A 12079-nucleotide genomic window follows, 5' to 3' on the forward strand; every position below is an offset into this window, starting at 1 on the left:
GAAAGGCTTAGGCGAAGACCGTACCGCCTGCCGAACCCGCCACGAACGGGTGGCAGGCCCGCACGAACCTGGCCACGGCGTCCGGATCACCGGCCGGGTGCGTGTGCAGGTACGAGGCGTGCACGCCGCCGGCCACGAACCCCTCGGCCACCGGCCGGGAGTCGACGCCGCGCCAGTGCCACGCGGGCGGCGCCGAGTGCGGTGTGGACAGCTGCGTGCGGTGGAACTCGTGGCCGGTCACCCGGCTGCCCGGCGCGTGCAGCGGCGAACCGGTGGCCGCCACGGCGTCGCGGTAGCCCAGGGTCAGCCTCGGCGTCATGACGCCGTCCGCGTCGAGCACGCCGCACATCTCGTGGCCGTCGAGCGACCGTGCGAGGTACAGCAGGCCGCCGCACTCGGCGTGCACCGGCGCGCCCGACCGGGCGAACCGCGCGATCGCCTCGCGCAGCGGCACGTTGGCGGACAACGCTTCCGCGTGCTGTTCGGGGAACCCGCCCGGCAGCACGAGCCCGGCCGTTCCCGCCGGGAGCCGTTCGTCGCGCAGCGGGTCGACGACGGCGACGGCGGCACCCGCGGCTCGCAGGACCTCGACGTGCTCGGCGTAGCCGAACGTGAACGCGGCCCCACCGGCCACCGCGACGACCGGTTCGTCGCGGACCGCCTCGACCTGGGGTTCCCACGGCGCCACAGCCATGGACGGCACCGAGGCCAGCGCGCGGACCGCGTCGAGGTCGACGTGCTGGGCCACCGCCGCCGCGATCGCGTCGACCGCGGCGACCGCCTCCGGACCGTGCTCGACTGCCGTCACGAGCCCGAGGTGCCGTGAGGGCAGGGAGAACTGCGGGTCGCGCGGCAGCACGCCGAGCACGTCGAGGCCGACCTCGTCGCACGCGGACCGCAGCACCTGCTCGTGCCGCTGCGACCCGACCTGGTTGAGGATCACGCCACCGAGCCGCACGGTCGGGTCGTAGCCGCGGAACCCGTGCAGCAACGCCGCCAGCGACCGGCTCTGTCCGCGCGCGTCGACCACGAACAGCACCGGAGCGCCGATCAGCTTCGCGACGTGCGCCGTCGAGCCGACGCCGGCGGTGTCGACGCGGCCGTCGAACAGGCCCATCACGCCCTCGACCACGGCGATGTCGCAGCCCCTCGACCCGTGCGCGAACAACCCGGCGATGCGGTGTTCCCCGACGAGCACGGGGTCGAGGTTGCGGCCGGGCCGGCCGGTCGCGAGGCCGTGGTAGCCGGGGTCGATGTAGTCGGGCCCCACCTTGAACGGCGCGACCCGCGACCCGGCCCTGCGCAGCGCGGCCATCAGGCCGGTGGCCACCGTCGTCTTGCCGCTGCCCGAGGCGGGTGCGGCGACGACCAGCCGGTTCACCACTCGATCCCCCGCTGGCCCTTCTGCCCGGCGTCCATGGGGTGCTTGACCTTCGTCATCTCGGTCACCAGGTCGGCGGCGTCGAGCAGCCGCTGCGGCGCGTACCGGCCGGTGATCACCACGTGCTGGTGGCCGGGCCGGGTGAGCAGCGTGTCCACCACCTCGTCGACGTCGATCCAGCCCCAGTGCAGCGGGTAGGTGAACTCGTCGAGGACGTAGAAGCCGTGCCGTTCGGCCCGGAGCCGGCGCTGGATCTCCTTCCAGCCTTCGAGTGCGGCGGCGGAGTGGTCCTCCTCGGTGCCCTGCTTGCGCGACCAGGACCAGCCCTCGCCCATCTTGTGCCACTCGACCGCGCCACCCGCGCCGGTCTGCTCGTGCAGGCGGCCGAGCGCCTTGAACGCGTTCTCCTCGCCGACCTTCCACTTGGCGGACTTCACGAACTGGAACACGCCGATGTCCCAGCCCTGGTTCCAGCCGCGCAGCGCCATGCCGAACGCCGCCGTCGACTTCCCCTTCATCTCACCGGTGTGCACCATCAGCAACGGCCGGTTGCGCCGCTGCCGCGTGGTGAGACCGTCCTTGGGCACCTCGGTGGGTTGTCCCTGTGGCATTGGAGGTTCTCCTTATGCGGCGCGGACGACGCCGGCGAGGTGGTCGGCGCTGAGCTGGTCGAGCTTGACGCAGGTGCCCGCCAGCGCGTCGGCGATCTTCTGGGCGAGACCGAGCCGGACGTGGCCCTGTTCGCAGTCCACGACCACGACGGCGGTCTGCGCCAGCAGCGTGGCCGCCTTCAGCGCGTCCTTGGACGGGTCGCCGCCGAGCCCGGACGACGTGGCCCGGCCGTCGGTCAGCAGCACCACGAGCGGGCGCTTGCGCGGGTCGCGCAACCGTTCGATCTCCAGCACCCGATGTGCCTTGAGCAGTCCGTCGGCGAGCGGCGTGCGGCCGCCGGTGCGCATCTTCTTGAGCCGGGTCGCGGCCGCGTCGACCGAGGTGGTCGGGGGCAGCGCGACCTCGGCCTGGTTGCCGCGGAACGTCACCACGCCCACCTTGTCGCGGCGCTGGTAGGCGTCGCGCAGCAACGAGATCACCGCGCCGCTGACCGCCGACATCCGCTTCTGCGCGGCCATCGAGCCCGAGGCGTCGACGACGAACAGGACGAGGTTCGACTCCTTGCCCTCGCGGACGGCCTTGCGCAGGTCGCCCGGCACGAGCGTCAGCCCGGCGCCGGTGCGGCCGCGGTCGCGCTGGTGCGGTGCCGCGGCGGCGAGGGTGTCGGCGAGGTGCAGGCCGCTTCCGTCCACTGTGGACGACCGGACGACCCGGCCGGTGCGCGCCCGTGCCCGCGAACGCTTGCCCGGCGCCCCTTCTCCGACGCCCGGCACCTCCAGCAGCCGTGCCTTGAAGGCGGGCGACGGCTCGGGTGCGGGCCGGTCGTTCGGCGCGTTCCCGTTGCCCTTCGGGCCTTCCTGCGGTTCCGGCAGCTCGCCACCGCCGGGCCCGTCGTCGTCGGGGCCGTCGGTCGGGTCGGGTTCCTGGTCTTCGGGCTCTTGGGCGTGCTCGGCGGCCTGCCGCATGGCGTCTTCGAGCTGCTGCTCCTCGATGCCGGGCTCGTCGAACGGGTCGCGCCGGCGCCGGTGCGGCAGTGCGAGCCGCACGGCGACCTCGACGTCGGACTCCTCGACCTCGGTGGCACCCCGCCAGGCCGCGTGCGCCGTGGCGGCACGGGCGACCACGAGGTCCGCGCGCATGCCGTCGACCTCGAAGGCCGCGCAGACGGCGGCGATCCGGCGCAGCTCGGCGTCCGGGAGCGACACCGACGCCAGCGCGGCGCGGGCGTTGGTGATCTGCTGCTTGAGCCGGGCGTCCTCGTCGGCCCACCGGCCGGCGAACGTCTCCGGGTCGGCCTCGTAGGCGAGCCTGCGGCGGATCACCTCGGTGCGCACGGCCACGTCCCGTGCCGCCTTGACCATGACGGTGAGGCCGAACCGGTCCAGCAGCTGCGGCCGCAGCTCGCCCTCCTCGGGGTTCATCGTGCCCACGAGCAGGAACTGCGCCGGGTGCGACACCGACACGCCCTCGCGCTCCACGTGCGCCCGCCCCATCGCCGCCGCGTCGAGCAGCAGGTCGACCAGGTGGTCGTGCAGGAGGTTGACCTCGTCCACGTACAGCACGCCGCGGTGCGCCGCCGCGAGCAGACCGGGCTGGAACGCCCGGACGCCCTCGGTCAGCGCCTTCTCCAGGTCGAGCGACCCGACCAGCCGGTCCTCGGTCGCGCCGACGGGCAGCTCGACCAGCCGGGCCGGCCTGCGCTCGCTGCCGTCGTGCGGTGCGTCGGGGCAGTCCGTGCTGCCGGGCACGCAGCCGAAGCGGCAGCCCCGTGACACGTCGAGCTCGGGCAGCAGGGCGGCGAGGGCACGCACGATGGTCGACTTCGCGGTCCCCTTCTCGCCGCGCACGAGCACGCCGCCGATTCCGGGGTGCACGGCGTTCAACAGCAGGGCCAGCCGGAGGTCGTCGTGTCCGACGACGGCCGAAAAGGGGAACATGCTCCAGGGAGTCCTTCCTCGGGTGTCCACGCCCGGGTCCGGTCGAGTAAGAGGGGGACGAGTTCCTGACTTCCGACACGCGGTCGGTCACAGTCGCGGGACGGCGCCGGAGTCACACCGGCTTCCTCGCACTCCCCTCACAGCCCCGGCATCGTCGCACTTCGCCGGGTGTGGTCCAACCCCGCCCTCAGGTGGCCTTCACGACAGGGCGCTCCCCCACCGCGCTGACCACGACGATCACCAGCGTGATCGCGACACCGAGGAGGACGGCCACTGAGGCGTTGAACACCTCCACCGCCACCGCGGAGACACCGGCGGACGTGCTGTACCCGACCCCGGCCGCCGCGTACATCAGCGAGTACGCGGGCGCGTGGGCGTAGGAGGGCAAGCGTTCGCGCAGGGTGAGGCTGCGCGACACCATCGCACCGGACTGGAACAGGCCGGCGACGAGCAGACCGGCCGCGATGCCGGCCACCCCCGGCAGGAACACCGTCAGCGCGATCGAGCAGGACATGCAGACCAGCAGCACCAGGCACTGCGCCCGCAACGAACCGGGCCAGGTGCGCAGGCCGTACAGCAGCGCGCCACCCGCGCAGGCCAGGGCGAACCACGCGAGGAGCGGTCCCGCCCAGCCGACCGGGATCCGCCGCTGCTCCAGCATCGCGGGCAGCATCAGCTCGATGGCGGCGAACAGGGCGTTCGCGGCGGTGCTGGTGAGGTAGATCGGCCAGGCCCGCCACAGCGAGCGGCTGATCGGGGCGGTGACCGGTTCCGGCGCGGGCAGCCACCGCAGCACGACCGCGCCCGCCACGAACAGCACCGTCGCGACCAGCAACGGCACCCCCGGGTGCACCTGGAGCGCGAGGAACACCACCAGCGCGGGTGCCCCGGCCCAGATGACCTGCGACAACACCGCTTCCGCGCTCAGCGCCCGTGCCGCCTTCTCCTCCGGCACGAGCGAGGTGAGGATCGCGCGGGTGCCTCCGGGGGCGGCGGCCGGTGCGGCACCGGCCACGAACACGACCGCGAGCAGCAGCGGCCCGTGGACGAACGGCAGCACCGCGAACGCCAGTGCCGCGACGACCATCCCGGCGGGCAGCTGCCTGCGCGACCGGCCGAGCCGCGCACCGAGCACCGCGGACCCGGCGATCTCGCCGACGACGTACACCGCGGCCGCCGCGGCGCCGAGCACGTACCCGCCGGGTGTCGAGCGGCCGAGGAACACCAGCGCCAGCGGGGCCATCGCGACCGGCATCCGGCTGCCGACGGCGACCAGTCCCCACAGCCGGAGGGCACGGCTCACAGCAGGCCCTGGAAGTGCTGCCAGGCCTCCCGCACCTCCTCCGGCGTCCACTCCAGCGCGGGTCCGGCGATCGTGACCTCGGTCTTCGCGACCGTGCCCGCACGCCAGAACCGGCCGAGGAACCTGCCGCTCAGCTCGCTCAGCCGGGCCGGGTCACCCGGCAGGTGCAGCGCGAACTGGTGCGTGTGCGGTTCCGGCAGCCCCATCGCCCCGGCCACGACCTTGGCGTGCTCGACGTACGCACCCAGGCGTGGCAGGACCGTGTCGAGCCCGTGCAGCGCCGACACCGCCGCCGGCCACTGCTGGAACAGCATGCCGCCGTAGCGGTGCCGCCACACCCGTGCCTGCTGCACGAAGTCGGCGGACCCGGCGAGCGCCGCACCGGAGATGCCCTCCAGCGACTTGTAGAACGACACGTAGACCGAGTCGAACAGCCCGGCGATCTCGTCCAGCGGCTTGCCCAGCCCGTGCACGCTCTCCCACAGCCGCGCGCCGTCCAGGTGCACGACCGCGTCCCGGTCGCGGGCGGCGTCGACGGTGGCCACCAGGTCGTCCCACGACGGCAGCACGAACCCGGCCTCGCGGTCGGGCACCTCCAGCAGCAGCGTCCCGAACGGCTCCGGGCACGACGCGACCTCGTCGTCGCCGACCCGGACCGGCCGCAGCCCCGTCAGCACGGTCAGCGCGTCGTCCTCGTGGTGCAGCGGGTGCGCCTGCGGGTGCATGGCCACGATCGGGTTGTGCGTGCGGTCGGCCCAGCACCGCAGCGCGATCTGCTGGGCCATCGTCCCCGTCGGCACGAACAGCGCCGCCTCGGTGCCCAGCAGCCGGGCCACCCGCGTCTCCAGCTCGCCGACCGGCCCGCCATCGCCGTAGCGGTCCGGGTCGACGTCCGGCACCGGGCCGAGCATCTCCAGCAGCGTCTTCTTGCGGACTCCCGAGAGCTGGCGGTTCATCACACCGGCATCAAACACCGGCCGCGAGCGACTCCGCGAGCGAGATAACGCCCGCCCTGACCTCGGCCGCGGTCATGCCCTGGCCGAGCAGGAACGCGATGTGCTCGCCGCGCAGCACGGCCAGCAGCGCGTGGGCCTTGAAGACCGTCCCGACGTGCTCGGTGAGCCGGTCGACGGTGATCTGGAAGTTGCCCTCGCAACCGCGGGCGCCGGTGCGTTCGGCGGCGATCACCAGCGGCAGGTTGGCGAGGACGTGGTCGAAGAGCGTGCCGGCGAACTCGGCGACGTCGTCGACCGAGACGTCCTCGATGCCGCGCTCCGGTAGCAACCGGACCGATGATCCGCTTGCGGGAGGAAGATCATGAAGGCAGTGCGGTTCCACGAGTTCGGCGGGCCCGAGGTGCTGCGGGTGGAGGAGGTGCCCGACCCGGTCGGTGACACCCTGGTCGACGTCACCGCGATCGGCCTGAACCACGGCGAGACGGTGATCAGGAGCGGCCGGGGCCGCGAGCTGTTCCCCTGGTACCCCGGGCCGGCGCTGCCGGCCACCATCGGCACCGAGGTCATCGGCACGACCGCGGACGGCCGCCGGGTCATGGGTTTCCCGCGCGACGGCGGCTACGCGACGAAGGCCGTGGTCGAGCACCCGGTCGAGGTGCCGGACGACGTGAGCGACCACGCCGCGCTCGCCCTGCTCCTGCAGGGCACCACCGCCGTCGCCGCCATGCGGGCGGCGCGGGTGCGGCCGGGCGACCGCGTGCTGGTCGAGGCGGCGGCCGGTGGTGTGGGCACCCTGCTGGTCCAGCTGGCACACCGGGCGGAGGCCACCGTGCTGGCCGCGTCCAGCAAGGGTGGCATCGGCTACGACTGGGACGGCCTGGAGCCGGTGGACGTGGTGTTCGAGTCGATCGGCGGCGACGTCGGCCGCAGGGCGTTCGAGCTGCTCAGGGACGGTGTCGGCCGGATGGTCGTGTTCGGCTTCGCGAGCGGGCAGGCCCTCGACGTCACGGCGAGCGACATCTTCCGCAAGGGGGTCGGCGTGCTGGGCCTGCCGCGGGACGTCTCACCGCTGGAGGCCCTCGGCCTGGGCCTCGAACCGGTGGTGGGCGACGTCTACACCCTCGACGCCATCGCCGAGGCGCACAGGGCACTGGAGTCCCGGACGACGACGGGCAAGCTCATCGCGCGACCGTGACCGACTTCGGCGCGCGGAACGACAGCAGGGTCAGCCACTCCGGTTCGTCGCCGGCGAGCCGGAGTGAGGGCTCCCGCTCGGCCACGGTCCGCAGCACCACCGCCGCCTCCAGCCGGGCCAGCCCCGCGCCGAGGCAGAAGTGCCGGCCGTAGCCGAACGCCAGGTGCTTCGGGTCGTTCTCCTTGCCGCTCAACAACAACACGAGCTCCGCACCGGCCGGAACGCGCACACCGGACAGCACGACCTCACGCGCCGTGAGCCGCCGCCACGTCACCACGGGCGTCTCGGTCCGCAGCACGTCCTCCACGAACGCCTCCGCCACCCCCGGCAGCGGCAGCCGCTCCCACAGCTCGCGGTCCCGCAACGCCCGCCGCAACGCCGTGGACAGCAGCTGGGTCGTGGTCTCCTGGCCGGCGATCAGCAGGAAGTAGCAGAGTCCGGCGGAGTCCTCCGCAGACACACCGGCGTCGGCCAGCGCGCGGAACAGCACGCCCTCACGGGCCTCGTACCGCTTGACCAGCCACTGGTGGAACGCGCCGACGTCGTCGACCAGCTCCAGCTGCCGCTCCGTGGTGATGTCGCCCCAGAAGAACTCCAGCGACCCCGTGCTCCACCGCTTGAGCGTCGGGATGTCCACGTCCTCCAGCCCGAGGAGGTCCATCAGCACGATCGCCGGCAGGTCCCAGGCCAGCGACGCCACGAGATCTGAGCCACCCAGCCGTTCCAGAGCGAGAGCGCGGATGCGAGGCTCCGCAGCGGCGACCCGAGCCGGTGTGAAGAACGACGCGACCAGCCGCCGCAGCTCAGCGTGCGACGCGGATCCGTTGTTCGCGAGCGTCGGCGGGAGCGAGAACCGGGCCCTGACCAGGGCGCGCAGCGCGGCAGGCGCGACCGGCGTGACGGCGGTCAGGGCGTTGTCCGGCAGGTAGGTCATCGGGTCGGCGAGCACCGCGCGCACGTCGGCGTAGGACGACACCACCCAGCGGCCGTCGCAGAACTGGACCGGTGCGGTCAGCTCGGCGCGCGTGAAGGTGAACAGGTCCACGAGCGGCACGCTAGTCGGCGGATGGGAGACTCAGGCGGTGAGCGTGAGCACAACTGAGGCGTTGTCCAGTGGTGGTGAGGCGACGTTCGACTGGATCGACGTCCGCGCTGAGGCACGTGCCAAGGCGGGTCTGGCACGGCGCCTGCGTCCGCGGCAGGCCGACTCGACGGACCTCGACCTGGCGAGCAACGACTACCTGGGCCTCGCGCGGGACAAGCGGGTCGCCGGGGCGGCCGCCGCCGCGACGCTCAAGTGGGGCGCGGGTTCCACGGGTTCGCGCCTGGTCACGGGGTCGACGGAGCTGCACGCCGAGCTGGAGTACGAGCTCGCGAACTTCTGCGGCAGCCAGTCGGCGCTGGTGTTCTCCAGCGGCTACGCGGCGAACCTCGGCGTGCTCACCGCGCTCACCGGTCCCGGCACGGCGATCGTCGCCGACCAGCACATCCACGCCTCGCTGATCGACGGCACGCGGCTGTCCAAGGCGGACGTCGTGGTCGCCGAGCACTGCAACGTCGGCAAGGTGCGGCACGCGCTGGAGACGCGCGGCAAGCGGCGCGCGATCGTAGTGACCGACTCGGTGTTCTCCGTGGACGGTGACATCGCCCCGCTCGCGGAACTGCACGAGGCGTGCCGCGCGAACGGGGCCGCGCTCGTGGTCGACGACGCGCACGGCCTCGGTGTCGTGGGTCCCGGTGGCCGTGGCGCGGTCGCGGAGGCAGGGATCGTCAGGGCGCCGGACGTGATCACGACGCTGACGCTCAGCAAGTCGCTGGGCGCCCAGGGCGGCGCGGTGCTCGGCCCGAGCCGGGTCATCAAGCACCTCGTCGACACGGCGCGCACGTTCATCTTCGACACCGGACTGGCGCCGAGCAGCGTCGCCGCCGCGCTCGCCGCGATCAAGATCCTGCGCGAGGAGCCGGACCGCGCCGAGCGGGCGCTGACGGTGGCGCACGACCTGAGCTTCCGGCTGAAGGAGGCCGGGTTCGCGGTCAGCACGCCGACCGCCGCGGTGGTGAGCGTGCGGGCGCCGTCGCCGGATCAGGCGTTCCGGTGGGCGGAGGCCTGTCGCGCCGCCGGTGTGGTCGTCGGCTGCTTCCGGCCGCCGTCGGTGCCGGACCAGATCTCCCGGCTGCGGCTCACCGCGCGCGCCGACCTGACCGAGGCCGAGATCGAGCGCGCGGTGCGCGTGATCACGGAGTGCGCCGCATCCGCAGGTGTGGAATCCCGTCCTCGATGAACTCCGCGCCCTCCGGCACGAACCCGAACGACGCGTAGAAGTCCACGACGTAGGTCTGCGCGTCGAGCACGCACGGCGCGGTGCCGACGTCGACGAGCGCCGCCTGCATGAGGCGGCGGCTGAAGCCACGGCCGCGCGCCATCCGCGCGGTCACCACGCGGCCGATGCGGAACGACGCGCCGGGTTCCTCGGTGAGCCGCAGGTAGGCGAGCGGTTCGTGCGTTCCCTCGGCCTCCAGCCAGAAGTGCCGTGTCCCCTGGTCGAGATCACGGCCGTCCACGTCGGCGTAGACGCAGTTCTGCTCGACGACGAAGACGTCCTGCCGCAGCCGCAGGACCGCGTAGAGCTGGGCGGGACTCAGGTCGAGCCCCCACTGCCTGCGCAGGGTGGCCGGAATCGGTGTGGTTCGCACCGGACCTTGGATATCAGAAGCCGACGGTCGACCGGTAGTGAGCCAGGCGCGTGTAGACGCCCGGCTCGTCCGGCCGCGCGCATCCCCGCCCGTACGACACGACCCCGGCCAGCCGGCCCTTCACGACCAGCGGCCCGCCCGAGTCGCCGGTGCACGCGTCCCGCCCGCCGCGACCGGCGCACAGCATCGCGCCCGCCCGGTAGTCCGGCTCCTTCGCCGCGCACTCGCCGTCGGACAGGATCGGCACCGTCACCTTGCGCAACGACATCGCGGGCCGGTCGGTCTCCGACGTGCGGCCCCAGCCGAGCACGACACCGCTCTCACCGGCGTCGCCCAGCGCGATCGTGGGGTACGGCAGCCGGCGGTCGAGCGTCAGCACCGCCACGTCGTCGCCCTGCGTGACCTCTTTGAAGTCGGGGTGGCGCCACACGTGCGTGACCGCCGCCTCGACGCCCTCGGTCGTGCGCAGGTCGGTGCGGCCCGCGACCACCCGCATCTGTTCGGCCGGCCGCGGGGTGCGACCGGCGACCCCCTTCACCGACGCGCAGTGCGCGGCCGTCATGACCTTGTCGGGGGCCACGAGCGCACCGCCGCAGAACAGCTGACCGTCCGGGGTGGTGATCGCCACAACCCACGGGGTGTCGGCCACCCGCGCGGGTGTCCCCCCGACGATCGCATCGGCCGGTGCCGCACCGCTGACCAGCGTGATCGCCGCTGCGAGCACGGCACACCGCTTACCCCTCACGGGCCACTCCTCGTTGCGCCAGGTGGACGACTGGTCACCAACCGTAGCGAGCACGTCAGGACGGCGTCAAAACCGGAGATTCTGGTGTTAGAGTCCCGTCGGGCCGAAGATTTTGCGGCCAGTGGTGTAGCTCACGGGGGTATGTACGGTGTTGTTCGACTTCGGCCAGGTTCCGGCCTTCCTCATCGCGTGCGCGGTCGTCATCGTGACCCCCGGTGTCGACGCGTTCCTGCTCCTGCGCACGTCACTGCGCTCGGGAGTGCGGTCAGGCCTGCTCGCGCTGGCCGGCATCCACACGGCCGCGGCCGCCCAGGTCGCACTGGTGATCTCGGGCCTGGGCGTGGTGCTCGCGCGGTACCCGATGGTGCTCACGGCGTTGCGCTGGATCGGCGCCGGCTACCTGCTCTACCTGGCGGTTTCCATCGCTCGCGGACTCGTGAAGCGGGGCGCGGAGGCACCCGAGGAGGTCATGAGCGACCGGCCGTTCCGGCAGGGCTTCCTGACCAACATCACGAACCCGAAGATGATCCTCTTCGCGCTGGCGTTCCTGCCGCAGTTCATCGGATCAGGTGAACCGGCACCGCAGCTCGCGATGCTGGCGGTGGTGTTCCTCGGACTGGCCGCCGTATGGGAGCTGATGATCGTGCTGGCCGCCTCACGGGTGGCCGGGCGGTTGCGCCGGCCCGGTGTCACGACCGCGCTCGACGTGGTGTGCGCCGCCGTCTTCTTCACGATGTCGATCGGCCTCGTCGTCTGAGCGCACGGTGGCGCGCCGCGTGCCGTTGATCCAGACGCGCAGCCTCGGCAGCACCCGGCCGGGGATCGACCCCGACGGCGACTCACCGATGCGCTCGGCACCCATCCGCAGGTAGAACCCCTCGGCGTACGGGTCGGCATCGATGTCGAGGTACTCGTAGCCGGCGGCCGAGGCCACGGCGTGGTCCCACAGCACGCGGCCGAGCCCGGTGCCGATCACACCCGGCGCGACCCACAGGTCGGTGAGCTCACCGGCCGGTGGCGTCCCGCCGATGCCGTAGCAGCCGAGCACCACGCCGTCCCGCTCGGCGATCACGAACCGCTCCAGGTCGCCGGGCCGGACGGTGAGCTCGTCGCGGACGGCCGCCAGAAACGCCGCGTCGTAGGGCCAGTGCGCCTTGGCCGCCCGCACGAGCGCGGTCAGCACGCCCGCCTCGTCCGGCCGGGCCCGTCGCAGTGTCACCACCGGCCCAGGCTGGCACACCGCCGGAGCTCACCAC

General features: G+C 73.0%; 13 protein-coding genes and 1 riboswitch. Of the genes, 3 read left to right on the forward strand and 10 right to left on the reverse strand.

The window, feature by feature from the left end; translation table 11 throughout:
* Positions 1–7: 7 nt before the first annotated feature.
* The 6 genes from ADL03_RS17350 to ADL03_RS17375 all read right to left on the reverse strand — a co-directional run bounded on the left by ADL03_RS17350 (position 8) and on the right by ADL03_RS17375 (position 6517).
* Positions 8–1372, reverse strand: a complete 1365-nt coding sequence (locus tag ADL03_RS17350; protein WP_053734572.1) for a cobyrinate a,c-diamide synthase — start codon at positions 1370–1372, stop codon at positions 8–10.
* A gap of 5 nt (positions 1373–1377) precedes the next feature.
* Positions 1378–1992, reverse strand: a complete 615-nt coding sequence (gene cobO / locus ADL03_RS17355; protein WP_053734501.1) for a cob(I)yrinic acid a,c-diamide adenosyltransferase — start codon at positions 1990–1992, stop codon at positions 1378–1380.
* Between the two features lie 12 nt (positions 1993–2004).
* Entirely contained in the window at positions 2005–3930 is a 1926-nt protein-coding gene (locus tag ADL03_RS17360) for a putative cobaltochelatase (RefSeq protein WP_053734502.1), read from the reverse strand.
* Positions 3931–3968: 38 nt separating this feature from the next.
* Positions 3969–4101: riboswitch (cobalamin riboswitch) on the reverse strand.
* A gap of 16 nt (positions 4102–4117) precedes the next feature.
* The gene (locus ADL03_RS17365) at positions 4118–5233 is read right to left on the reverse strand and encodes an MFS transporter (protein WP_063798615.1); all 1116 of its coding nucleotides are present in this window, start codon (positions 5231–5233) and stop codon (positions 4118–4120) included.
* Entirely contained in the window at positions 5230–6189 is a 960-nt protein-coding gene (locus ADL03_RS17370) for a low specificity L-threonine aldolase (protein ID WP_053734503.1), read from the reverse strand. The genes ADL03_RS17365 and ADL03_RS17370 overlap by 4 nt, the downstream gene beginning before the upstream one ends.
* Positions 6190–6199: 10 nt before the next feature.
* Positions 6200–6517, reverse strand: a complete 318-nt coding sequence (locus ADL03_RS17375) for a hypothetical protein (RefSeq protein ID WP_053734504.1) — start codon at positions 6515–6517, stop codon at positions 6200–6202.
* A gap of 33 nt (positions 6518–6550) precedes the next feature.
* On the opposite strand from ADL03_RS17375, the gene ADL03_RS17380 reads away from it, so the two are divergent.
* Positions 6551–7384, forward strand: coding sequence for a zinc-binding dehydrogenase (locus ADL03_RS17380; RefSeq protein ID WP_063798616.1), 834 nt, complete (start codon positions 6551–6553; stop codon positions 7382–7384).
* Here ADL03_RS17380 and ADL03_RS17385 read toward each other — a convergent pair.
* Entirely contained in the window at positions 7368–8429 is a 1062-nt protein-coding gene (locus tag ADL03_RS17385; protein ID WP_197288402.1) for a cytochrome P450, read from the reverse strand. The genes ADL03_RS17380 and ADL03_RS17385 overlap by 17 nt on opposite strands.
* A 43-nt stretch (positions 8430–8472) precedes the next feature.
* Here ADL03_RS17385 and ADL03_RS17390 point away from each other — a divergent pair, with 43 nt between their 5' ends.
* On the forward strand, positions 8473–9666 hold the full coding sequence (locus tag ADL03_RS17390; RefSeq protein WP_231641960.1) for an 8-amino-7-oxononanoate synthase: 1194 nt from the start codon (positions 8473–8475) through the stop codon (positions 9664–9666).
* On the opposite strand, the gene ADL03_RS17395 is transcribed toward ADL03_RS17390, so the two are convergent.
* A complete protein-coding gene (locus ADL03_RS17395; RefSeq protein WP_053734508.1) occupies positions 9620–10078 on the reverse strand; it encodes a GNAT family N-acetyltransferase in 459 nt (152 codons plus the stop codon). The two genes, ADL03_RS17390 and ADL03_RS17395, sit on opposite strands and share 47 nt — an antisense overlap.
* A gap of 13 nt (positions 10079–10091) precedes the next feature.
* Positions 10092–10823 (reverse strand): trypsin-like serine protease, encoded by a 732-nt coding sequence (locus ADL03_RS17400; protein WP_053734509.1) that lies wholly within the window; start codon positions 10821–10823, stop codon positions 10092–10094.
* A 148-nt stretch (positions 10824–10971) separates the two neighbouring features.
* Here ADL03_RS17400 and ADL03_RS17405 point away from each other — a divergent pair, with 148 nt between their 5' ends.
* Positions 10972–11580, forward strand: a complete 609-nt coding sequence (locus tag ADL03_RS17405; protein WP_053734510.1) for a LysE family translocator — start codon at positions 10972–10974, stop codon at positions 11578–11580.
* Here the strand turns inward: ADL03_RS17405 and ADL03_RS17410 are convergent.
* Positions 11479–12045 carry a GNAT family N-acetyltransferase gene (locus ADL03_RS17410; protein ID WP_063798617.1) on the reverse strand — a complete coding sequence of 189 codons (567 nt, stop codon included), beginning with the start codon at positions 12043–12045 and terminating at the stop codon, positions 11479–11481. The two genes, ADL03_RS17405 and ADL03_RS17410, sit on opposite strands and share 102 nt — an antisense overlap.
* Between the last annotated feature and the right edge of the window lie 34 nt (positions 12046–12079).

Origin of the sequence: Nocardia sp. NRRL S-836, assembly GCF_001279525.1 — a bacterium.
Classification (GTDB): Bacteria; Actinomycetota; Actinomycetes; order Mycobacteriales; family Pseudonocardiaceae; genus Lentzea.

Coding starts and splice junctions, on each gene's coding strand:
- cobO (WP_053734501.1), bottom strand. CDS start 1,992: ATGCCACAGGGACAACCCACCGAGGTGCCCAAGGACGGTCTCACCACG.
- ADL03_RS17370 (WP_053734503.1), bottom strand. CDS start 6,189: ATGAACCGCCAGCTCTCGGGAGTCCGCAAGAAGACGCTGCTGGAGATG.
- ADL03_RS17380 (WP_063798616.1), top strand. CDS start 6,551: ATGAAGGCAGTGCGGTTCCACGAGTTCGGCGGGCCCGAGGTGCTGCGG.
- ADL03_RS17360 (WP_053734502.1), bottom strand. CDS start 3,930: ATGTTCCCCTTTTCGGCCGTCGTCGGACACGACGACCTCCGGCTGGCC.